Origin of the sequence: Streptomyces sp. HUAS MG91 (assembly GCF_040529335.1) — a bacterium.
Taxonomy (GTDB): domain Bacteria; phylum Actinomycetota; class Actinomycetes; order Streptomycetales; family Streptomycetaceae; genus Streptomyces; species Streptomyces tabacisoli.
In genome coordinates, this window is sequence record NZ_CP159534.1 from 2,064,301 (window position 1) to 2,085,588 (window position 21,288).

Sequence of the window (21,288 nt, forward strand, 5' to 3'; positions counted from 1 at the left end):
TGCCTCAGGACTCCTGGGTGAGGGAGGCGCGTACGTCAACGAGGACGCTGCCCCCTTCGATCTGTACGGGGTAAACGGGGACGGGGCGCGTCGCGGGGAGGCCGGACGGCTTGCCGGTACGGAGGTCGAACGCGGAGCCGTGCAGCCAGCACTCGATCTGGCAGTCCTCCACCTCGCCCTCGGAGAGCGAGACGTTCGCGTGCGAGCAGATGTCGTTGATCGCGAACACCTCGCCCTCGGTGCGGACGACCGAGACCGGCGTGCCGTCGAGTTCCACCCGCTTCGGGGTGTCCTCCTCCAGCTCGCTCAGGTCACAGGCGCGTACGAAGGCCATCAGACGGTGGCCTCCAGCTCGGCCTCGATCTTCTCGAGGAGGCGCGCCTCGATGTCGGCGACGCCGATCTGCTGGACCAGCTCGGCGAAGAAGCCGCGCACGACGAGGCGGCGGGCCTCGTCCGCGGGGATGCCGCGGGCCATCAGGTAGAAGAGCTGCTCGTCGTCGAAGCGGCCGGTCGCGGAGGCGTGACCGGCGCCGACGATCTCGCCGGTCTCGATCTCCAGGTTCGGCACGGAGTCGACGCGGGCACCGTCGGTCAGAACCAGGTTCCGGTTCATCTCGTACGTGTCCGTGCCCTCGGCGGCGGCCTCGATGAGGACGTCACCGATCCACACGGCGTGCGCGTCGTCGCCCTGGAGCGCGCCCTTGTAGACGACGTTCGACTTGCAGTGCGGGGTGTTGTGGTCGACCAGGAGGCGGTGCTCCTGGTGCTGACCGGCGTCGGTGAAGTAGAGGCCGAACAGCTCGGCCTCGCCGCCGGTGCCCGCGTACTCGACGCGCGGGTGCAGGCGGACGACGTCACCGCCGAAGGTCACGACGACGGACTTGAAGGAGGCGTCGCGGCCGACGAGCGCGTTGTGCTGCGCCACGTGGACGGCCTTGTCGTCCCAGTCCTGCACGGAGACGACGGTCAGCTTCGCGCCGTCGCCGAGCAGGTAGTCGACGTTGGCCGCGAGCACCGCGTCACCGGTGTGGTCGATGACGACGACGGCCTCGGCGAAGGCGCCCAGCTCGATGACCTGGTGGCCGTAGGCGACGCCGCCCTCGCCGTGCACCGCGATGCGGATCGGCTCGGTGAGGACCGTCTCCTTGGGCACGGAGACGACGGACGCCTCCTCGAAGACCGAGTACGCCTGGGCGGCGACGCGGTCGACGGGCTTGCCCGCCTTGCCGATGCGGGCGTCGTCCCGGCCGACGGTCTCGACGGTGACGCCGGCCGGCGCCTCCACGTCGATCTTCACGCCGGTGCCGGTGGCGACGGCGGTGCCGTCGTGCAGGCCGCGCAGCCGCTCCAGCGGCGTGAACCGCCACTCCTCCTCACGGCCGTGCGGGACCGGGAAGTCCTGCACGTCGAAGGACGGGGGCGCGCTCATGCGCGTGGCGACGGTCGACTCGGCGGCGACCGCGACAGAGCCCGCCGTCGTGGACCCCGCGGGGATGTTCTGAGCCTCAGCCATGGCTGTCGTAGTGCTCGCTTTCATTGCGTACGTGAGTGGCTTGACGTCGGACGGTGGGGACTAGCCCACCGAGCCCTCCATCTGAAGCTCGATCAGCCGGTTGAGCTCGAGGGCGTACTCCATGGGGAGCTCCTTGGCGATCGGCTCGACGAAGCCGCGCACGATCATCGCCATGGCCTCGAACTCGGAGAGACCGCGGCTCATCAGGTAGAAGAGCTGGTCCTCGGAGACCTTGGAGACCGTGGCCTCGTGACCCATGGAGACGTCGTCCTCGCGGACGTCGACGTACGGGTACGTATCGGAGCGCGAGATGGTGTCGACGAGCAGCGCGTCGCACAGCACGTTCGACTTCGATCCGGCGGCGCCCTCACCGATCTCGACGAGGCCGCGGTACGACGTACGACCGCCGCCGCGCGCCACCGACTTGGAGACGATGTTGGACGACGTGTTCGGCGCCATGTGGACCATCTTGGAACCGGCGTCCTGGTGCTGGCCCTCGCCCGCGAAGGCGATGGACAGCGTCTCACCCTTGGCGTGCTCGCCCATCAGGTAGACGGCCGGGTACTTCATGGTGACCTTGGAACCGATGTTGCCGTCGATCCACTCCATGGTCGCGCCCTCGTACGCCACGGCGCGCTTGGTGACCAGGTTGTAGACGTTGTTCGACCAGTTCTGGATGGTCGTGTAGCGGCAGCGGGCGCCCTTCTTCACGATGATCTCGACGACCGCGGAGTGCAGCGAGTCGCTCTTGTAGATCGGCGCGGTGCAGCCCTCGACGTAGTGGACGTAGGCGTCCTCGTCGACGATGATCAGCGTCCGCTCGAACTGGCCCATGTTCTCCGTGTTGATACGGAAGTAGGCCTGGAGCGGGATCTCGACGTGCACGCCCTTCGGCACGTAGATGAAGGAGCCGCCCGACCACACGGCCGTGTTCAGCGCGGCGAACTTGTTGTCGCCGGCCGGGATGACGGTGCCGAAGTACTCCTTGAAGAGCTCCGGGTGCTCCTTCAGGGCGGTGTCGGTGTCGAGGAAGATGACGCCCTGCTCCTCCAGGTCCTCACGGATCTGGTGGTAGACGACCTCGGACTCGTACTGGGCCGCGACACCGGCGACGAGGCGCTGCTTCTCCGCCTCGGGGATGCCGAGCTTGTCGTACGTGTTCTTGATGTCCTCGGGCAGGTCCTCCCAGGACTCCGCCTGCTTCTCCGTGGAGCGCACGAAGTACTTGATGTTGTCGAAGTCGATGCCGGACAGGTCCGAGCCCCAGTTCGGCATGGGCTTCTTGCCGAAGAGCTTCAGGCCCTTGAGACGGAGCTTGGTCATCCACTCCGGCTCGGACTTCTTCGCGGAGATGTCCTTGACGACGTCTTCGTTGATACCGCGCTTGGCAGAGGCGCCGGCCGCGTCGGAGTCCGCCCAGCCGTATTCGTACTTGCCCAGGCCCTCGAGCTCAGGGTGGGCAGTCTCCTCGATGGGGAGAGTCATGCGGGGTTCCTCCCGGCCGTGCTTGCAGATGCGTTTTTGTTGCAGTCAGTGGGGGTGGTGCTCTTGGGTGCGTTCTTGGGGATGAACGTCGTGCAGACGCCGTCACCGTGGGCAATCGTGGCCAGCCGCTGCACATGAGTGCCGAGCAACTGGGAGAACATCTCCGTCTCCGCCTCGCACAGCTGCGGAAACTGTTCGGCCACGTGGGCCACGGGACAGTGGTGCTGGCAGAGCTGCTCACCGACCGGTGCGCTACGCGCCGTAGCAGCGTACCCGTCCGCGCTCAAGGCCCTGGCCAGGGCGTGGGCCCGCTGATCGGGCTCGGCCGCGTCGATCGCGGCCTTGTACGGCGCGGCCTGCGCGGCGATCCGGGCGCGGGCGAAGGCGACCACCGCCTCGTCACCCCCGGCGGTCTCCCTGATCCAGCGGAGAGCTTCCGCGGCAAGCTTGTCGTAGGACTGGTCGAAGGCGTCCCGGCCGCAGTCGGTCAGCGCGAACACCTTGGCGGGGCGGCCGCGGGTGCGGGCCCCGTAGACGCGCTGCTCCCTGGGCTGCACGACGTCGTCGGCGACCAGTGCGTCGAGGTGGCGGCGGACGGCCGCCTGGGTCAGGCCGAGGCGTCCGGCCAGATCGGCGACGGTGGACGGGCCGTGGTCCAGGATGGAGCGCGCGACCCGGTTGCGCGTCGATCGCTCCCCGGTCGCGAACTCCTGCGGGGCCCCGATGGGGGCCTCCTGAGCCTCGCCGACGTTTTTCACAACGCCATTGTTGCGTAATTCCTCAGAGCCTGACAAGCGACGAGGTGACCGCCGCGCGGTGCGGTGCATCACTTAGGTAGACCTAAGTAAGCACGTGGGGTGACCTGCGGAAACGATCTTTGATCGATCAAAATCCGCCGCTCCTGCCCCGAAATCCCCTGGCGCCCCGGGGGCCGCTCACAGACACTGCCGTTCATGCCCGCACCCGAACCGACCGGCCCGCTCGTCACCCGCGCCTCCCTCGCCACGGATCTGCGCGCCCTCGGTGTCGAACCCGGCGAAACCCTCCTGGTGCACACCTCGCTCAGCAGCCTCGGCTGGGTCAACGGCGGCCCGGTCGCCGTCGTCCTGGCCCTCCTCGACGCCCTCGGCCCGGACGGCACCCTCGCGGTACCCACGCAGACCGGCGACCTGACCGACCCCGAGGGCTGGGGCAATCCGCCGGTCCCGCGCGACTGGTGGGAGACGGTCCGCGCCACCATGCCGGGCTACGACCCGGCGACCACGCCCAGCCGGGGCGTCGGCGTGCTCCCCGAGACCGTGCGCATCTGGCCCGGCGCCCTGCGCAGCGCCCACCCGCACACCTCCTTCGCGGCACTGGGCCCGCGCGCGGCCCGGATCGTCGACGGCCACGCCCCCGACTGCCGGCTCGGCGAGCGCAGCCCGCTCGCCCGTCTGGAGGAACTGGGCGCACGGGTACTCCTCCTCGGCGCGGGCTACGACGCCTGCACGAGCTTCCACCTCGCGGAGTACCGCGTCCCGTTCCAACTGGAGGACGCCGGCCGCCCGGGCCCGGCGGGCTGGCACCCGGTCACCGAGGTGGCGATCACCGCCGACCGCTTCGACGAGCTCGGCGCGGACTTCGAACGCGACAGCCCGGTCGTCCGGGGCCGGGTCGGCGCGGCCGACACCCGCCTGTTCTCCCTCGCCGACGCGGTGGCGTACGCCCAGAAGTGGCTGCCCGCGCACCGGCCGCAAAACGAGTGACCGCATCGCGGCCCTTCCGCCCCGCCCGGCCGGCGGGCAGCCGGCCCGCTTCTCCTCGTCCATCCGGCACCCCTCTCCCCACCGGCCGGTCCTTCCGACCGGCTCCGTAGACTCGCCGACATGAGTAACGACCCCGTCGTGGAGGCCGTCGGCCTCGTCAAGCGGTACGGCGGCAAGACCGCCGTCGACGGCCTCGACCTCACGGTCGGCGCAGGCCTCGTCACCGCGGTCCTCGGCCCCAACGGCGCGGGCAAGACCACCACCATCGAGACCTGCGAGGGCTATCGCAGGCCGGACTCCGGCACCGTCCGTGTCCTCGGCCTCGATCCGGTGCGGGACGCGGCGAGGCTGCGGCCGCGGATCGGCGTGATGCTCCAGTCCGGCGGCGTCTACTCGGGCGCCCGCGCCGACGAGATGCTCCGCCACATCGCGAAGCTGCACGCCCACCCACTCGATGTGAACGCCCTCATCGAACGCCTGGGCCTCGGCAGTTGCGGACGCACCACCTACCGCCGGCTCTCCGGCGGCCAGCAGCAGCGCCTGGCGCTCGCGATGGCCGTGGTGGGCCGGCCCGAACTGGTCTTCCTCGACGAGCCGACCGCCGGCCTCGACCCGCAGGCGCGCCGCGCCACCTGGGACCTCGTCCGCGACCTGCGCGCCGACGGCGTCTCGGTGATCCTGACCACGCACTACATGGACGAGGCCGAGCAGCTCGCCGACGACGTCGCGATCGTGGACGCCGGCAAGGTCATCGCGCACGGCTCCCCCGAGCAGCTGTGCCGCGGCGGCGCCGAGAACACGCTGCGCTTCAGCGGCCGCCCGGCGCTCGACGTCGGCTCCCTGCTCAAGGCCCTGCCGCCCGACTCCGCGGCCGCCGAGCTGACCCCCGGCTCCTATCGCGTGAGCGGCACGGTCGACCCGCAGCTGCTGGCGACGGTCACCTCCTGGTGCGCCCAGCACGGCGTGATGCCGGACAAGATCTCCGTCGAGCGGCACACCCTCGAAGACGTTTTCCTGGAACTGACCGGCAAGGAGCTGCGCGGATGAGCGCCGGTACGTACGCACCGAACCCGGGAGCGGCGCCGCTCCCCCGCATGATCGCCGCGCAGGCCGTCCTCGAGACGAAGATGCTGCTGCGCAACGGCGAACAGCTTCTTCTGACGGTCGTCATCCCCACGCTCCTGCTCGTCCTGTTCTCCTCGGTCGACATCGTGGACACGGGCTCCGGCAAGGCGGTCGACTTCCTCGCCCCGGGCATCCACGCCCTGGCCGTGATGTCCACGGCCTTCACCGGGCAGGCGATCGCGACGGGCTTCGAGCGCCGGTACGGCGTCCTGAAGCGGCTGGGCGCCTCGCCGCTGCCGCGCTGGGCGCTGATGGCCGCGAAGACGCTCTCCGTGCTCGTCACGGAGGTGCTGCAGGTGATCCTGCTGACCGTGATCGCCTTCGCTCTCGGGTGGTCGCCGCACGGGAACCCGGTCGCCGTCGTGCTGCTGCTCGTGCTCGGTACGGCGGCCTTCTCCGGGCTCGGGCTGCTGATGGCCGGCACGCTCAAGGCGGAGGCCACGCTCGCCGCCGCCAACCTCGTCTTCCTGCTGCTGCTCGTCGGCGGCGGCGTCATCGTGCCGCTCGACAAGTTCCCCGACGCGGCGCAGTCCGTGCTCGGCCTCCTGCCCATCTCGGCGCTCTCCGACGGTCTGCGGGACGTGCTCCAGCACGGGGCGTCGATGCCCTGGGGCGACCTCGGCATCCTCGCCGTGTGGGCGGTCGTGGGGCTCGGCGCGGCGGGCCGGTTCTTCCGCTGGGAGTGACGCGGCGGGCGGCCCGTATCGCTCGGTGTGATCCGACATGCCGCCAACGTGACGTAACTCCCGTCACAGATTCCGCAGTTACGTCCCCCTCGTGAAGCCGCGCACAAGCGGCCCCCTACGATGGGCCCGTGCCAAACCTGAACCGCGCCGACGCCGTACAGGCGGTGCGCAACCCGCTCGCCTTCATCGCCGACCGCTGGACCCCCACGCGGCGGACCGTCCAGCGTGCGGCGCTCTCCGCCGTCGTCATGACGGTGATCATCGTCGTCACCGGCGGCGCGGTGCGCCTGACCGGATCGGGCCTCGGCTGCCCGACCTGGCCCAAGTGCACCGACCAGTCGCTGACCGCGACGAGCGAGATGGGCTTCCACGGAGCCATCGAGTTCGGCAATCGCATGCTCACCTATGTGCTGTGCGCCGCGGTCGGCTGGGCGATCATCGCCGCCCGCTCGCAGAAGCCGTGGCGCCGGTCGCTGACCCGGCTCGGCTGGACGCAGTTCTGGGTCGTCATGGGCAATGCGGTGCTGGGCGGCATCGTCGTCCTGGTCGGCCTGAACCCGTACACGGTCGCGGCCCACTTCGTGCTGACCACCGCGCTCCTCACGGTCGCCGTCCTGATGTGGCAGCGCACCCGCGAGGGCGACGCGGCCCCCCGCCCGCTGGTCGGCCAGGCCATCAAGCAACTGGTCTGGTTCCTGGTCGCGGCGGCCGGCCTGCTCATCCTCGTCGGCACCGTGGTGACCGGTGCGGGCCCGCACGCGGGCGACTCCAGCGACGTCCCGCGGATGCCGCTGGACTGGGAGACCGTCAGCAAGCTGCACGCGGTACTCGCCTGGATCGTGGTGACGCTGACCTTCGCCCTGTGGTTCGTCCTCAAGGCCGTCGACGCCCCGAAGGGTCCGCTGAACCGCACCCGCGACCTGTTCCTGATCCTCCTGGCGCAGGGCGTCATCGGCTACGTCCAGTACTTCACCGACCTTCCCGAGGTGCTGGTCGCCCTGCACATGCTGGGCTCGGCGCTGGTCTGGATCGGGGTGCTGCGAGTGGTCCTGTCGCTGCGCGAGCGCCCGGAGACGGCCGCGGACGTACCGGCTCAGGCGGGCTCGGAGCTGTCGGCGGTCTGACGCTGTCCGCGCGGCCTTCGTCGAGAACCACCGCTCACCCTCCATCGAGGACCTCCGTGAGGCGGGCCGCGTAGGCGCGCGGGTGCGTCGTGTTCCCGTTGTGCCCGCCGGGGAACTCTCGCGCCTCGACTCCCCGGATCCGGGCGAGCTCCAGGGCGCACCGCCGGTCGAACACCTCGGGAGCCGTGGTCCGGCCGACCGCCGGCACGATCCGCACCGCGCTGCGGGCGAGCAGGTCGACGTCCAGCTCCGCCTGGACGACCGCGGTGAACTCCCGCTCGATGAAGAATCCGAAGTTCGCCTCGCGCTGCGCGGTGAGCGGCATCGGCGTGAGATGCGGCTCGGTCTCCTGGTGCGCCCGGTCGATACCGAGTACGCGTGCCATCTCCGGGAAAGCCGCCGACAGGCCCCGCTCGCGGTAGAGCCGTTGCAGGGCGAGCAGTTCTCGCACGTGCGCGGGGCGGCTGTCGGCGGGCAGCAGGGCGGGTGACACCGGCTCGTGCGCGACGAGGGTGGCCAGCTGCTCCGGGTGGCGCAGCGCCAGGTGGAGTCCGATGGAGGCGCCCATGCTGCAGCCCAGCATCAGCGCGGGCCGGTCGGTCAGCTCGGCCAGCAGCCGGTGCACGTCGTCGGCGTGCTGGGTCAGGCGCACTCCTCCGTCCGGCGCCGCGCGCTCGCTGCGGGACAGGCCCCTGCGGTCGTACGTCACCACGGTGTAGCGGTCGGTGAGCCGGCCGACCAGATCGACACTGCGGCCGGCGTCCCCTTCTCCGCTCTGCGCGATGAGCAGCAGCGGGCCCCTCCCCCGGACCTCGTAGTACAGCTTGGCGCCCTCGACGGTGAGAAACATCGGATCCCCCAGGTGGCATCTGCCGGGCGGCCCGTTCGCCGCCGCACACCCACACCGTACTTCATCTATTTCGATGCATCAAGATAGATTCATCAGAATGGATTCATCTCCAGAGATTCATCTGAACCGATGTAATCTCCGGGCATGAGCGCCTCCCTCAGCCCCGTAGAACTGTTCCTGCTCGGCCGCACGCTGATGAAGATCGGCGAGGAGTCACTGCCCGAGCCGGCTCTCGGCGCGGGTCCGTTCCGCGGGGGCACCCGGGCGGTCCTGGTCGTGCTCAGCGACGTCTACGCCCACGACAACACGTCCGTCGGTGCCATCGCCTCCCGCACGGGCCTGCCCCAGAGCCAGGTCTCCGGTGCCGTCGCCCGACTCAAGGAGACCGGCTCCGTCGTGACGGCGCCCGACCCCGACGACGGCAGGCGCCAGCTGATCCGCCAGGCCGGCGAGGTCTCCGGGCGGATCGCCGAGGTGCGCGCCGCCGGGATCGACGAGGCACTGGCCACCGCGCTCGGCACCGACGACCCGGACCGGCTGCGCGAGGTCGGCGACGCGCTGGCCGTGCTGGCCCGGCACCTCACACCGGAATCGGTCGGCCGCCTGCGCCCGTAGCCCCCGGAAGGGTTCAGCCGGCCGCCCACCCCTGGACCCCTCGGGCCGGGTCCGGTCAGCCGTCCGTGTCCGTTGCCCCGAGCCCGTACACCCGCCGTGCCGTCCCCGACGCGATCATCCCGGCGACCCGCTGCGCGTCGTGCAGCGACCACGCCCCGTCGGCCACCCATCCGCCGAGCACCCGCCCGAGCGCCTCGCGGAACAGCCGGGCGCCGACCACGTGCAGTTCGGGCAGGCCGCGCGCGCCGCTGGAGAAGAGGAGCTTGCCGAACGGGGCGAGTTCCAGGATCTCCGCCAGCACCGCTCCGGCCCGCGCTCCGGTGCGGGCGAGGGCCGGGCCGAGATCCGCGTAGACATGCGGGAAGATCCCCGCCAGATGGGCAGCGTGCCGATGGTACGGGTAACCGTGCAGCAGTACGAGATCGGTGCCGAGCCCCGCGGTGGCCCGGGCGAAGTCGGCGAGCAGCACCGGGTCCGTGCGGTCGATGCGCAGCCCGGGTTCGCCGAGTCCGGCGTGGAGCTGGAGCGGCCTGCCGGAGGCGACCGCGATCCACAGCAGATGGCGCAGCAGGACGGGGTCGGTCACCGGCCCGCCCACCGCGCGGCCCGCCAGCCAGCGCCCGGCGGCCCCGCGCACCTCGCCGGGGCCCGGCGGCTGCGGTGCGAGCGCGAGACCGTGCCGCACCCCGGCGACCGAGGTGAACGCGACGGCGCCGACGGCCGCGGCGTGCACCGACTCGGCGAGGTTCGCGAGGAAGGACTCGACGGTGCCGGAGGTGTCCGCGACCTGCTCGGCCAACAGTTCGAGGCGGACGATCTCGTGGGCCTCGGCCTCCGCGGCCGAGGCCATCTCGGTCGGGCCGGTCAGATCGTCGGGCAGTCCCGTGTCCATGAGGTACGTGGTGATGCCGCTGCCGCGCAGCAGCCGCCGTCCCGCTTCCAGGACGCCGAGTTCGCGGCGTCTGGCCAGATAGCGGGCGGGCGGGCAGTGCGGTTCCAGACCGAGCAGGGGCGGGCACCAGCGGCGTACCGCGAAACCGGTCTGGGTGTCGAAGAACGTGGTGCCGGGTGCGGGCGGCCCCTCGCCCCGGCCGAGGTGGGCCTCGAACGTGCCGAGGCCCAGCTCCGTACGGAGCACCCCGTGGCAGTACTGGTCCACGAGGGACGGCGTTTCGATCATCCGGGGCTCTCCGTATATGGACCGTGCTCCTACAGTCCTAACGGGTGACAGGGCACCTGGTGTTGCTCAACCTTGCGTCGCACACCTGCGCCCATGACGGCCCGGACGCGCCGGTCAGCCGCCGATCTGGATGCCCGCCATGCGCTTCCACTCGTACGGGCCGGTCTCGACCTTGGCGGCGAAGTCGCCGTCGAAGTCCTCGTGGAGGGTGATCCCGGCCTTCTCGACGGCCTTCTGGGCGATCTCGTACGTCCGCGCGACCAGGTCGCCCCAGCCGCCGTCCTCGCCGACGAGGACGATGCGGGTCCCGCGCTCGCCGATGTACGCGAGCTGCCCCTCGGCGCCGCCGTGGGCCTTGGCGAACACGCCGATCTGCCGGGCCAGCTTGGCCGCCCGACGCTCGTCCTTCGCCGCCCGACCGGGTGCCTCAACCTCTTGAGTCTCTGCCATGGACAGGATGCTACCGACGAGTAGGGAAACAAGCGATGGGTGGGGTGCGTGGCCTGGGCCACGCACCCCACCCATCGGAAGTGCCTCAGCGGCGCGTCAGCGCAGGAACGGGTCCACCGCGACCGCCACGAACAGCAGCGACACATAGGTGATGGACCAGTGGAACAGGCGCATCTCCTTGAGCTTGCCGCCCGTGACCTCGGCCTTGGCACGGTTCTGCAGACCGTGCGCCTCCCACAGCCAGAAGCCGCCCGCGAGCAGTGCGACCACGGTGTAGAACCAGCCGGTGTAGCCGAGCGGCGTGAGCAGCAGCGAGACCGCGACCATCACCCAGCTGTAGATGACGATCTGCTTCGCCACCACCTTGTTGGAGGCGATGACCGGAAGCATCGGCACGCCCACGCGCGCGTAGTCGTCCTTCACCTTCATGGACAGCGGCCAGTAGTGCGGCGGCGTCCAGAAGAACATCACCAGGAAGAGGATGACCGGCGCCCACGACATCGAGTTGGTCACCGAGGACCAGCCGATGAGCACGGGCAGGCAGCCGGCGATGCCGCCCCACACGATGTTCTGCGACGTCCGCCGCTTCAGGATCATCGTGTAGACGACCACATAGAAGAGCAGGGCGCCGAGCGACAGCCAGGCCGACAGCCAGTTGACCGCGAAACCGAACAACAGTGTGGAGATCACCGCGAGCGAGATGCCGAAGACCAGGCACTCGTTCGGGCTCACCATTCCGGTGACCAGCGGTCGCTGCGACGTGCGCTCCATGAGGGCGTCGATGTCGCGGTCGTACCACATGTTCAGCGCGTTGGCGCCGCCCGCCGACAGGTAGCCGCCGAGGCAGGTGACGAGCACCAGCTTCAGGTTCGGCACACCCTGCTCGGCGAGGAACATCACCGGAACCGTGGTGATGAGCAGCAGCTCGATGATCCGCGGCTTGGTCAGCGCCACGAACGCCTTGACTCGGGCCCCGAACGGCCGCTGGCTCCGGTTGCTGCTGCTCGTCAGCGCTCCCGCTGGACGGGATTCGACGGCCGTCACGCACACCCCTGACAGAGACTCCAGCGAGCCGCCGAAGAAGACCACTTGATGTGAAGTCCCGGTAAAGGCTCGCGCGTACCACGCCACTGTAGACGTTGCCTATACCTCGCCCTCCGTGGGGGTGGGGTCGTGTTGGGCAGCATGCCGCGAAGGACGCAACGCTCACGCGTGCGGCCCGCCCGCTGTCCGTTTCGCCCGGGTCCGCGGGGGCACTCCAGATGAGCCCTCACGCCCCCGGATGAGCCCGCAGATGAGCGGGTCCGTATTCACGTGAAGAACGGCCCGGATCCCTGTCAGGAGGCGGATTCAGCGCAGGCCCGGCAGTCTGGAACAAGTCGAGAAAATGCGCGTTCCAGCAAAGGTAGGCTCGACAACGGCCGGTGAGACCGACATCACCGGCATTAGCCATGTGGAGAGGAGCCCTGACTCAGGGTGAGTACCAAGCCGACCACCACAGACCTCGAGTGGACCGATGTGGACCAGCGGGCCGTGGACACCGCCCGGGTCCTGGCCGCCGATGCCGTACAGAAGGTCGGTAACGGCCATCCCGGTACGGCGATGAGCCTGGCCCCGGTCGCGTACACCCTCTTCCAGAAGGTGATGCGACACGACCCGGCGGACGCCGACTGGGTCGGGCGCGACCGTTTCGTGCTGTCCGCGGGCCACTCGTCCCTGACCCTCTACATCCAGCTGTACCTGGCCGGTTTCGGCCTGGAGCTGGACGACCTGAAGGCGTTCCGCACCTGGGGCTCCAAGACCCCCGGACACCCGGAGTACGGCCACACCACCGGCGTGGAGACGACGACCGGCCCGCTGGGCCAGGGCGTCGCCAACGCGGTGGGCATGGCGATGGCCGCCCGCTACGAGCGCGGCCTGTTCGACCCGGAGGCCGCCGCGGGCACCTCCCCGTTCGACCACTTCATCTACGCCATCGCCGGTGACGGCTGCCTCCAGGAGGGCATCTCCTCCGAGGCGTCGTCGATGGCCGGGCACCAGAAGCTCGGCAACCTGGTCCTGCTGTGGGACGACAACCACATCTCGATCGAGGGCGACACCGAGACGGCCGTCTCCGAGGACACCTGCAAGCGCTACGAGGCGTACGGCTGGCACGTGCAGCGGGTCGCCCCGAAGCCGGACGGCGACCTGGACCACGAGGCGATCTACAACGCCATCGAGGCGGCCAAGAAGGTCACGGACAAGCCGTCCTTCATCGCCATGCGCTCGATCATCGCCTGGCCCGCGCCGAACGCGCAGAACACCGAGGCCGCCCACGGCTCGGCGCTCGGCGACGACGAGGTGGCCGCCACCAAGCGCGTCCTCGGCTTCGACCCGGAGAAGAAGTTCGACGTCTCCGACGAGGTCATCGGCCACACCCGCAAGGCCCGCGACCGCGGCGCCGAAGCCAAGGCCGCGTGGGAGAAGTCGTTCCAGGAGTGGCGCACCGCCAACCCGGAGCGCGCCGCCGAGTTCGACCGCATCAACGCGGGCGAGCTGCCGGCCGACTGGGAGAAGAGCATCCCGGTCTTCGAGACGGGCAAGGCCGTCGCCACCCGCGCCGCGTCCGGCAAGGTCCTCCAGGCCCTCGGCCCGGTCGTCCCCGAGCTGTGGGGCGGCTCCGCCGACCTCGCCGGCTCGAACAACACGACGATCGACAAGACGTCGTCCTTCCTCCCGGCGGGCAACCCGCTGCCGGAGGCGGACCCGTACGGCCGCACGATCCACTTCGGTATCCGCGAGCACTCCATGGCCGCGGAGATGAACGGCATCGCGCTGCACGGCCACACCCGCATCTACGGCGGCACCTTCCTGGTGTTCTCCGACTACATGCGCAACGCCGTCCGGCTCTCGGCCCTGATGCACCTGCCGGTCACGTACGTGTGGACGCACGACTCCATCGGCCTCGGCGAGGACGGCCCGACCCACCAGCCGGTCGAGCACCTGGCCTCGCTGCGGGCGATCCCCGGGCTGCACGTGGTCCGCCCCGCGGACGCCAACGAGACGGCCATCGCCTGGCGCGAGATCCTCAAGCGCGGCAAGAAGGACTACGGCAAGAGCGCCCCGCACGGCCTGTCGCTGACCCGTCAGGGCGTGCCGACGTACGAGCCGAACGAGGACACCGTCAAGGGCGGCTACGTGCTCGTCGAGGCGTCCAAGGCGACGCCGGACCTGATTCTGATCGCCACCGGTTCCGAGGTGCAGCTGGCCGTCGAGGCCCGCGAGCAGCTGGAGTCCGAGGGTGTCGCCACGCGCGTGGTGTCGATGCCGTGCGTCGAGTGGTTCGAGGAGCAGGAGCAGGGGTACCGGGAGAGCGTCCTGCCGCCCGCGGTGAAGGCCCGGGTGTCGGTCGAGGCCGGTATCGGTCTGACGTGGCACAAGTACGTGGGTGACGCGGGCCGCATCGTCTCGCTGGAGCACTTCGGTGCCTCCGCCGACGGCAAGGTCCTCTTCAAGGAGTTCGGTTTCACCGCCGAGAACGTGGTGGCCAAGGCGCGGGAATCCCTCGCGGCGGCCCAGCGCTGACGCCCGTACACGACGACATAGGAGATGCAATTTCCATGACAGACGCACTGAAGCGCCTCTCCGAGGAGGGCGTGGCGATCTGGCTGGACGACCTGTCGCGCAAGCGGATCACGTCCGGCAATCTCGCCGAACTGATCGACCAGCAGCACGTCGTGGGCGTCACCACCAACCCGTCGATCTTCCAGAAGGCGATCTCGGAGGGCGACGGCTACGACCAGCAGCTCGCCGACCTCGCGGCCCGCAAGGTGACCGTCGAGGAAGCCATCCGCATGATCACGACGGCGGACGTCCGCGACGCCGCCGACATCCTGCGCCCGGTCTTCGACTCGACGGGCGGCCAGGACGGCCGGGTCTCCATCGAGGTCGACCCGCGTCTCGCGCACAACACCAAGGCGACGGTCGCCGAGGCCAAGCAGCTCGCGTGGCTGGTGGACCGGCCGAACACGCTCATCAAGATCCCGGCGACGAAGGCCGGCCTGCCGGCGATCACCGAGGTCATCGGCAAGGGCATCAGCGTCAACGTGACGCTGATCTTCTCGCTCGAGCGCTACCGCGAGGTCATGGACGCCTACCTGGCCGGTCTGGAGAAGGCCAAGGCCGCGGGCCTGGACCTGTCCAAGATCCACTCGGTGGCGTCCTTCTTCGTGTCCCGCGTGGACACCGAGATCGACAAGCGGATCGACGCCCTGGGCACCGACGAGGCGAAGGCCGCGCGCGGCAAGGCCGGTCTGGCCAACGCGCGTCTGGCGTACGAGGCGTTCGAGGAGGTCTTCTCCTCCGACCGCTGGTCGGCCCTCGACAAGGCGCAGGCCAACAAGCAGCGTCCGCTGTGGGCCTCGACCGGCGTGAAGGACAAGGCGTACAAGGACACCCTGTACGTCGACGACCTGGTCGCCCCGGGCACGGTGAACACCATGCCGGAGGCCACGCTGGAGGCCGCGGCCGACCACGGCCAGATCTCCGGGAACACCATCGCGGGCACGTACGACAGGTCCCGCCAGGAGATCGAGGCCGTCGAGAAGCTCGGCATCTCGTACGACGAGGTCGTCCAGCTCCTCGAGGACGAGGGCGTCGAGAAGTTCGAGGCGGCCTGGAACGACCTGCTCAAGTCGACCGAGGCGGAGCTCAAGCGCCTCGCCCCTTCGGAGGGCTGAACCCTTGACCGCACACGGAGCGAACCGCAATCCGCTCCGTGACGCCGCAGACCGACGGCTCCCGCGCATCGCGGGGCCGTCGGGTCTGGTCATCTTCGGCGTTACGGGTGATTTGTCACGTAAAAAGCTGATGCCTGCCGTTTATGACCTCGCCAACCGGGGTCTGCTCCCCCCGGGCTTCTCGCTGATCGGGTTCGCCCGCCGCGAGTGGCAGGACGAGGACTTCGCGCAGGAAGTGCACGACGCGGTCAAGCAGCACGCCCGTACGCCGTTCCGCGAAGAGGTCTGGCAGCAGCTCATCCAGGGCATGCGCTTCGTCCAGGGCAACTTCGACGACGACGACGCCTTCGAGAACCTCAAGGCGACGATCAACGACCTCGACAAGTCGCAGGGCACGGGCGGGAACTTCGCGTTCTACCTCTCCGTACCGCCCAAGTTCTTCCCGCAGGTAGTACAGCAGCTCAAGAAGCACGGCCTCGCGGACGCGCCCGAGGGCTCGTGGCGGCGGGCCGTCATCGAGAAGCCCTTCGGCCACGACCTCGCGTCCGCCCAGGACCTGAACGCGATCGTGCACGAGGTGTTCGACCCGGACCAGGTGTTCCGGATCGACCACTACCTCGGCAAGGAGACCGTCCAGAACATCCTGGCGCTGCGCTTCGCCAACCAGATGTTCGAGCCGATCTGGAACCGGTCGTACGTGGACCACGTGCAGATCACCATGGCCGAGGACATCGGCATCGGCGGCCGCGCGGGCTACTACGACGGCATCGGCGCAGCCCGTGACGTCATCCAGAACCACCTGCTCCAGCTGATGGCCCTGACCGCCATGGAGGAGCCCGCCTCCTTCGACGCGGACGCGCTCGTCGCCGAGAAGGCCAAGGTGCTCGGCGCGATCAGGCTGCCGAAGGACCTCGGCAAGGACACGGTGCGCGGCCAGTACGCGGCCGGGTGGCAGGGCGGCGAGAAGGCCGTCGGCTATCTCCAGGAAGACGGCATCGACCCGAAGTCGAAGACCGACACCTACGCGGCCGTGAAGCTGGAGGTGGACAACCGCCGCTGGGCGGGCGTCCCGTTCTACCTGCGCACGGGCAAGCGGCTCGGCCGGCGCGTCACCGAGATCGCCGTCGTCTTCCAGCGCGCACCGCACTCCCCCTTCGACCACACGGCGACGGAGGAGCTGGGCCAGAACGCGATCGTGATCCGCGTCCAGCCGGACGAGGGCATCACGGTCCGCTTCGGCTCCAAGGTGCCGGGCACGTCGATGGAGATCCGGGACGTCTCGATGGACTTCGCCTACGGCGAGTCGTTCACCGAGTCGAGCCCGGAGGCGTACGAGCGGCTGATCCTGGACGTCCTGCTGGGCGACTCGAACCTCTTCCCCCGTACGGAGGAGGTCGAGCTGTCCTGGAACATCCTCGACCCGATCGAGCAGTACTGGGACACGCACGGCAAGCCCGCGCAGTACCCGTCCGGCACGTGGGGGCCCGCCGAGGCGGACGAAATGCTCGCACGAGACGGACGGAGCTGGCGGCGCCCATGAAGATCGACCTGACGGACACCACCTCCAGCAAGATCAACAAAGCCCTGGTGCAGGGGCGCCGCGCCATCGGCACCCCGGCCGTCGGCATGGTGCTCACCCTCGTCATCGTCACCGACGAGGAGAACGCCTACGACGCCCTGAGGGCGGCCAACGACGCCTCGCGCGAGCACCCTTCGCGCACCCTCGTGGTGATCAAGCGCGTCTCCCGCTCCCCGCGCGACCGCACGAAGTCGCGGCTCGACGCCGAGGTGCGGGTCGGCGCGGAGGCGGGCACCGGCGAGACCGTGATGCTCCGGCTGTACGGCGAGGTCGTGAACCACGCCCAGTCGGTCGTCCTGCCGCTGCTCCTCCCCGACGCCCCCACGGTCGTCTGGTGGCCCGTGGACGCCCCGCTGGACCCCGCGAACGACCCGCTGGGCGCCCTGGCCCAGCGGCGCGTCACGGACACGTACGCGGCCGAGCAGCCGGTCCACGAGCTGGAGGCCCGCGCGGCGTCCTACTCCCCCGGCGACACCGACCTGTCCTGGACCCGGATCACGCCGTGGCGCTCCATGCTCGCGGCGGCCCTCGACCAGGTCACGACGGACGTCACGTCGGTCGAGGTCGAGGGCGAGGAGTTCAACCCGAGCTGCGAGCTGCTGGCCATGTGGCTCGCGGACCGGCTGGACGTCCCCGTCAAGCGCACCCTCTCGGCGGGCCCCGGCCTGACCGGCGTGCGGCTCGACTCCACGCACGGCCCGATCGTCCTCGACCGGGCCGACGGCACGCTGGCGACGCTCTCCATCCAGGGGCAGCCGGACCGCGCGGTCGCGCTCAAGCGGCGCGAGACGTCCGAGCTGATCGCGGAGGAGCTGCGCCGGCTGGACCCGGACGACACCTACGCGGCCGCCCTGCGGTTCGGCGTGGACCGGCTCGGCGAACCGGCGGACCAGAAGACGGTTCCCGCGGAGCCCGCGCCGGCCGAGAAGGAGACCGAGGCGGAGGCCCGGCCCGCGCCGGCGAAGAAGGCCGTCGCGAAGAAGGCTCCCGCCAAGAAGACGGCGGCCAAGAAAACAGCAGCCAAGAAGGCCCCTGCCAAAAAGGCTCCGGCCAAGAAAGCGGCAAGCAAGTGAGTGCAGCACCCCAACTGGTCGTCCATCGCGACAAGGAGCTGATGGCGCAGGCGGCCGCGGCCCGGCTGATCACCAGGATCGTCGACGCCCAGGCCGCCCGCGGCACCGCCTCCGTCGTCCTGACGGGCGGCCGCAACGGCAACGGCCTGCTGGCCGCGCTGAGTTCGTCCCCGGCCAGGAACGCGATCGACTGGGGCCGCCTCGACCTGTGGTGGGGCGACGAGCGGTTCCTGCCGGACGGCGACCCCGAGCGCAACTACACGCAGGCCAAGGAAGCGCTGCTCGACGCCGTTCCGCTCGACCCCGCGCGCGTGCACGCCATGCCCGCGTCGGACGGGCCCCACGGGGACGACGCGGACACGGCCGCCGAGGCGTACGCGGCCGAACTGGCCGCCGCTGCCGGGCCCGAGGACCACGGGGACGTCCCCACCTTCGACGTCCTGATGCTGGGCGTCGGCCCGGACACGCACGTCGCGTCGCTCTTCCCCGAGCTGCCGGCGGTCCGCGAGACGGAGCGCACGGTCGTCGGTGTGCACGGCGCCCCGAAGCCCCCTCCCACGCGCGTGTCGCTCACGCTCCCGGCGATCCGGGCCGCGCGCGAGGTGTGGCTGCTCGCGGCGGGCGAGGACAAGGCCGAGGCAGCGGCGATCGCCCTGTCGGGCGCGGGAGAGGTCCAGGCCCCGGCGGCGGGCGCCTACGGCCGCTCGCGCACGCTGTGGCTGCTCGACGCGACCGCCGCCTCGCAGCTTCCTCCGGAGCTGTATCCGCCGGCGGTGTCCTGACCGCTGACGCACTCGGGCCCCGTACGGGCGCAGGTGAACACCTGTGCCGGTACGGGGCCCGACGCGTTCCGGGGTGGTCCGGGGTGGTTCCGGGGCGGAGTCCTCAGAAGCCGCGCACTTTCCAGCGCCCCTCCAGCTGGGCCAGCAACTCACCCAGCCGTCCGGCGAGTTCCGCGCTCCGGTCCGGGGCCAGGCCCGCGAGCAGGGTGCGTTCGAAGGCCAGTTGCTCGGGCAGCACGGTGTCGAGGACGTCCCGGCCCGGCCCGGTGAGGCGCGCGTGGGACACCCGGCGGTCCCGGTCGTCGGTGCGCCGCTCGACGAGTCCGCGTTCGGTGAGCCCGCGCAGCCGCTTGGTGACCGCGGCGCCGGAGGAGAACGTCTCCCGGGCCAGTTCCCCGGGGGTGAGATCACCGCCGGTCCGGCGCAGCGCGCCCAGCAGGTCGAACTCGGCGCGGGACAGCCCCGCGTCGCGCAGGGCCGCGCTCTCCGCCTGCTGGAGGAGGGCGGCGCAGCGGTTGATCCGGCCGATCAGCTCCATGGGGCCCGTGTCGAGGTCCGGGTGGACGCCGCGCCACTGCTGGACCACGGCGGCCATGACGTCGTCGGTCATGCCCGCTGCTCCCCGGCGCCGACGAGGGGTTCGTCGCGCACCAGACCCTGCCGTCGTACGGTCGCGGCGAGCGTGCGGTGGGCCCGCTGTTCGGTGCGCATCAGTTGCTCCTCGGGCAGGGCGCGCTGCCACCATTCGCCGGCGGCGGTGTCGGCGGCGTCCCTCAGCTCCACCAGGCTGGTGGTGAGCCGGCGGCGGGCGACGGCGAGATCGGCGGCCGAGCCCGCGGGGACGGCCAGCGCGCTGTCGGCGCCCGCGGTGGCCCGCTCGGTGGCGGCGAGGGCCTGCTCCATCCGGCCGCCGATGCGCCGGTTGGTGATGAGGATGGCCGCGGCCAGGCCGACCACGACACCGGCGAGGGTGTCGAGGACACGGTCGGTGACGAGCTCCGAGACGGGCCCGACATGGGCGAACTCGATGATCAGCAGCGCCATCGGCGTGACCGAGACGGAGCCGAGCCAGTAGTTGCGGCTGATCAGCATCTCGTTGCAGAAGCTGAGGACGACGCACAGCACGGCCAGGACGACGACGCTGGTCCGGGCCAGCGGGACGAGCGCGAGGAAGACCAGGACGCCCAGGACGTTGCCGAGCAGCCGCTGGAGCACGCGGTGCCAGGTGAGGGTGACGTTCGCCTGGTAGATCGCGGCGGCCGAGACGATCGCCCAGTACGGGTGGCCCACGCCGAGCGCCAGGCTCACGTATCCGGCGGCCGCGCAGCCGACGGCGCAGCGTGCGGCGATGGGCAGCACCGCCGATCCGGGCCGCAAAAGAAGCGACACGAGCCGCTTGCGGCCCTGCGCGCGGCGCCCCGCGCGCTCGGCGTCGATGCCCAGCAGTTCGTCGCCGCCGCCCTCGGGCAGCTCCACCTCGGGCAGGGCGCCGCGGCCGCGCACCTGGCGGGCCCAGCCGAGCAGCTGGTCGCTGTCGCCCGCGCGGGGCGTGCCGGCCAGCGCGGCTTCGGCGTGCAGCACGAGGTGTTCCAGGGTGCGCCGGGCCGGGGTGCGCTCACCGGCGGCCAGCAGGGACTGCCAGGCGCCCTGTACGGCCGCCGCGGCGGCGTGCCGGGCCCGGGCACGCCGGGCGGCGTCGTCGGCGGCGAGACAGGCCGCCGAGGCCTCCAGGGCCCGCGCGGTGGCACGCCGCTCGGGTCCCTCGCGCCGGACCAGGGCCGGGGCCAGGGCGACGCACGCGCCGACGATGCCCGCGCCGAAGGTCAGCAGGACGTGGAAGGGGACCTCGTGCAGCTCCTGCGGGGCGAACAGGGTGCCCGACACGACGAAGACGGGGATCACATGGCCGGGCGGGCCGATGCGGGTGGCGTCGCAGACGGCCTTCTGCACGCCGGCGAGCACGGCGGCGATCGCGATCAGCGCGGCGACGCTGTCGACGAGCGAGGCGCAGACCAGGGCGACGGCCATGCCCGCGGTCATGCCGACGACGACCCAGGCGGTGGCCCGGACGCGTGCGCTGTAGGGCAACTGATGCCCGTAGAGCGCGCAGAACCCACCGGCCATGGCGTACATCGCCAGCTCGCTGCGGCCCGCGACGAGCAGTGGCACGAGGACGAGGGCGGCCGCCACGGCGACGCTGGTCGCGGGCTTGAACCAGATGTCGGACGGCCGGTTGATGCGGAGCACGCCGGTCAGCGGAAGTCTTCGGACGGGGGGCTGTCTGGTGGCGGACGCGGCATTGCTCATATCAAAAGGTTAGCATGTGTTTTACCCGTAAAAGATTACGGCAGGGATCACGCC

Annotated in this window: 19 protein-coding genes and 1 pseudogene; 10 read left to right on the top strand and 10 right to left on the bottom strand. The window is 70.7% G+C overall.

The window, feature by feature from the left end:
- Window positions 1–4: 4 nt before the first annotated feature.
- The 4 genes from ABII15_RS09600 to ABII15_RS09615 are packed head-to-tail and all read right to left on the bottom strand — an operon-like array spanning window position 5 to window position 3,758.
- Complete coding sequence (locus tag ABII15_RS09600; RefSeq protein WP_111666939.1) at window positions 5–334, bottom strand: bifunctional 3-phenylpropionate/cinnamic acid dioxygenase ferredoxin subunit; 330 nt, start codon at window positions 332–334, stop codon at window positions 5–7.
- Window positions 334–1,515 (bottom strand): Fe-S cluster assembly protein SufD, encoded by a 1,182-nt coding sequence (gene sufD / locus ABII15_RS09605; protein ID WP_353941862.1) that lies wholly within the window; start codon window positions 1,513–1,515, stop codon window positions 334–336. Before sufD ends, ABII15_RS09600 begins: the two co-directional genes overlap by 1 nt.
- Before the next feature lie 60 nt (window positions 1,516–1,575).
- On the bottom strand, window positions 1,576–3,000 hold the full coding sequence (sufB, locus tag ABII15_RS09610; RefSeq protein WP_353941863.1) for a Fe-S cluster assembly protein SufB: 1,425 nt from the start codon (window positions 2,998–3,000) through the stop codon (window positions 1,576–1,578).
- Complete coding sequence (locus tag ABII15_RS09615) at window positions 2,997–3,758, bottom strand: metalloregulator ArsR/SmtB family transcription factor (RefSeq protein WP_353941864.1); 762 nt, start codon at window positions 3,756–3,758, stop codon at window positions 2,997–2,999. Before ABII15_RS09615 ends, sufB begins: the two co-directional genes overlap by 4 nt.
- Before the next feature lie 195 nt (window positions 3,759–3,953).
- On the opposite strand from ABII15_RS09615, the gene ABII15_RS09620 reads away from it, so the two are divergent.
- From ABII15_RS09620 to ABII15_RS09635, 4 genes are all read left to right on the top strand, one after another.
- On the top strand, window positions 3,954–4,745 hold the full coding sequence (locus tag ABII15_RS09620) for an AAC(3) family N-acetyltransferase (RefSeq protein ID WP_353941865.1): 792 nt from the start codon (window positions 3,954–3,956) through the stop codon (window positions 4,743–4,745).
- Between the two features lie 120 nt (window positions 4,746–4,865).
- Complete coding sequence (locus tag ABII15_RS09625) at window positions 4,866–5,792, top strand: ABC transporter ATP-binding protein (RefSeq protein ID WP_353941866.1); 927 nt, start codon at window positions 4,866–4,868, stop codon at window positions 5,790–5,792.
- Window positions 5,789–6,556, top strand: coding sequence for an ABC transporter permease (locus ABII15_RS09630; protein WP_353941867.1), 768 nt, complete (start codon window positions 5,789–5,791; stop codon window positions 6,554–6,556). The genes ABII15_RS09625 and ABII15_RS09630 overlap by 4 nt, the downstream gene beginning before the upstream one ends.
- Before the next feature lie 128 nt (window positions 6,557–6,684).
- Entirely contained in the window at window positions 6,685–7,680 is a 996-nt protein-coding gene (locus ABII15_RS09635; RefSeq protein ID WP_353941868.1) for a COX15/CtaA family protein, read from the top strand.
- Between the two features lie 34 nt (window positions 7,681–7,714).
- On the opposite strand, the gene ABII15_RS09640 is transcribed toward ABII15_RS09635, so the two are convergent.
- Entirely contained in the window at window positions 7,715–8,530 is an 816-nt protein-coding gene (locus ABII15_RS09640; RefSeq protein ID WP_353941869.1) for an alpha/beta hydrolase, read from the bottom strand.
- 144 nt (window positions 8,531–8,674) lie between these two features.
- Here ABII15_RS09640 and ABII15_RS09645 point away from each other — a divergent pair, with 144 nt between their 5' ends.
- Window positions 8,675–9,145: a helix-turn-helix domain-containing protein gene (locus tag ABII15_RS09645; RefSeq protein ID WP_353941870.1), complete on the top strand. Its 471-nt coding sequence runs from the start codon at window positions 8,675–8,677 to the stop codon at window positions 9,143–9,145.
- 55 nt (window positions 9,146–9,200) lie between these two features.
- Here ABII15_RS09645 and ABII15_RS09650 read toward each other — a convergent pair whose 3' ends face one another.
- The 3 genes from ABII15_RS09650 to ABII15_RS09660 all read right to left on the bottom strand — a co-directional run bounded on the left by ABII15_RS09650 (window position 9,201) and on the right by ABII15_RS09660 (window position 11,786).
- Entirely contained in the window at window positions 9,201–10,325 is a 1,125-nt protein-coding gene (locus tag ABII15_RS09650) for an amidohydrolase family protein (RefSeq protein WP_353941871.1), read from the bottom strand.
- Between the two features lie 114 nt (window positions 10,326–10,439).
- On the bottom strand, window positions 10,440–10,775 hold the full coding sequence (locus ABII15_RS09655; protein ID WP_353941872.1) for a hypothetical protein: 336 nt from the start codon (window positions 10,773–10,775) through the stop codon (window positions 10,440–10,442).
- A 96-nt stretch (window positions 10,776–10,871) separates the two neighbouring features.
- The gene (locus ABII15_RS09660; RefSeq protein WP_111667076.1) at window positions 10,872–11,786 is read right to left on the bottom strand and encodes a heme o synthase; all 915 of its coding nucleotides are present in this window, start codon (window positions 11,784–11,786) and stop codon (window positions 10,872–10,874) included.
- A 465-nt stretch (window positions 11,787–12,251) separates the two neighbouring features.
- On the opposite strand from ABII15_RS09660, the gene tkt reads away from it, so the two are divergent.
- The 5 genes and pseudogenes from tkt to pgl all read left to right on the top strand — a co-directional run bounded on the left by tkt (window position 12,252) and on the right by pgl (window position 18,927).
- Window positions 12,252–14,339 (top strand): transketolase, encoded by a 2,088-nt coding sequence (gene tkt / locus ABII15_RS09665; protein ID WP_353941873.1) that lies wholly within the window; start codon window positions 12,252–12,254, stop codon window positions 14,337–14,339.
- A gap of 35 nt (window positions 14,340–14,374) precedes the next feature.
- Window positions 14,375–15,493 (top strand): annotated as a pseudogene (tal, locus tag ABII15_RS09670) (transaldolase); the annotation flags it as partial.
- Between the two features lie 4 nt (window positions 15,494–15,497).
- The gene (gene zwf, locus ABII15_RS09675) at window positions 15,498–17,033 is read left to right on the top strand and encodes a glucose-6-phosphate dehydrogenase (RefSeq protein ID WP_353941874.1); all 1,536 of its coding nucleotides are present in this window, start codon (window positions 15,498–15,500) and stop codon (window positions 17,031–17,033) included.
- Window positions 17,030–18,145: a glucose-6-phosphate dehydrogenase assembly protein OpcA gene (gene opcA / locus ABII15_RS09680; protein ID WP_353941875.1), complete on the top strand. Its 1,116-nt coding sequence runs from the start codon at window positions 17,030–17,032 to the stop codon at window positions 18,143–18,145. The genes zwf and opcA overlap by 4 nt, the downstream gene beginning before the upstream one ends.
- Window positions 18,142–18,927, top strand: a complete 786-nt coding sequence (pgl, locus tag ABII15_RS09685; protein ID WP_353941876.1) for a 6-phosphogluconolactonase — start codon at window positions 18,142–18,144, stop codon at window positions 18,925–18,927. The genes opcA and pgl overlap by 4 nt, the downstream gene beginning before the upstream one ends.
- Before the next feature lie 103 nt (window positions 18,928–19,030).
- Here pgl and ABII15_RS09690 read toward each other — a convergent pair whose 3' ends face one another.
- Window positions 19,031–19,537, bottom strand: a complete 507-nt coding sequence (locus tag ABII15_RS09690) for a MarR family winged helix-turn-helix transcriptional regulator (protein ID WP_353941877.1) — start codon at window positions 19,535–19,537, stop codon at window positions 19,031–19,033.
- Window positions 19,534–21,234: an FUSC family protein gene (locus ABII15_RS09695; RefSeq protein WP_353941878.1), complete on the bottom strand. Its 1,701-nt coding sequence runs from the start codon at window positions 21,232–21,234 to the stop codon at window positions 19,534–19,536. The genes ABII15_RS09690 and ABII15_RS09695 overlap by 4 nt, the downstream gene beginning before the upstream one ends.
- Window positions 21,235–21,288: the final 54 nt, after the last annotated feature.

What these genes read in the sequence shown, in the direction of transcription:
- ABII15_RS09600 (WP_111666939.1), bottom strand. Translation starts at nt 334, where the DNA reads ATGGCCTTCGTACGCGCCTGTGACCTGAGCGAGCTGGAGGAGGACACC.
- sufD (WP_353941862.1), bottom strand. Translation starts at nt 1,515, where the DNA reads ATGGCTGAGGCTCAGAACATCCCCGCGGGGTCCACGACGGCGGGCTCT.
- sufB (WP_353941863.1), bottom strand. Translation starts at nt 3,000, where the DNA reads ATGACTCTCCCCATCGAGGAGACTGCCCACCCTGAGCTCGAGGGCCTG.
- ABII15_RS09620 (WP_353941865.1), top strand. Translation starts at nt 3,954, where the DNA reads ATGCCCGCACCCGAACCGACCGGCCCGCTCGTCACCCGCGCCTCCCTC.
- ABII15_RS09625 (WP_353941866.1), top strand. Translation starts at nt 4,866, where the DNA reads ATGAGTAACGACCCCGTCGTGGAGGCCGTCGGCCTCGTCAAGCGGTAC.
- ABII15_RS09630 (WP_353941867.1), top strand. Translation starts at nt 5,789, where the DNA reads ATGAGCGCCGGTACGTACGCACCGAACCCGGGAGCGGCGCCGCTCCCC.
- ABII15_RS09640 (WP_353941869.1), bottom strand. Translation starts at nt 8,530, where the DNA reads ATGTTTCTCACCGTCGAGGGCGCCAAGCTGTACTACGAGGTCCGGGGG.
- ABII15_RS09645 (WP_353941870.1), top strand. Translation starts at nt 8,675, where the DNA reads ATGAGCGCCTCCCTCAGCCCCGTAGAACTGTTCCTGCTCGGCCGCACG.
- ABII15_RS09650 (WP_353941871.1), bottom strand. Translation starts at nt 10,325, where the DNA reads ATGATCGAAACGCCGTCCCTCGTGGACCAGTACTGCCACGGGGTGCTC.
- ABII15_RS09655 (WP_353941872.1), bottom strand. Translation starts at nt 10,775, where the DNA reads ATGGCAGAGACTCAAGAGGTTGAGGCACCCGGTCGGGCGGCGAAGGAC.
- opcA (WP_353941875.1), top strand. Translation starts at nt 17,030, where the DNA reads ATGAAGATCGACCTGACGGACACCACCTCCAGCAAGATCAACAAAGCC.
- ABII15_RS09690 (WP_353941877.1), bottom strand. Translation starts at nt 19,537, where the DNA reads ATGACCGACGACGTCATGGCCGCCGTGGTCCAGCAGTGGCGCGGCGTC.
- ABII15_RS09695 (WP_353941878.1), bottom strand. Translation starts at nt 21,234, where the DNA reads ATGAGCAATGCCGCGTCCGCCACCAGACAGCCCCCCGTCCGAAGACTT.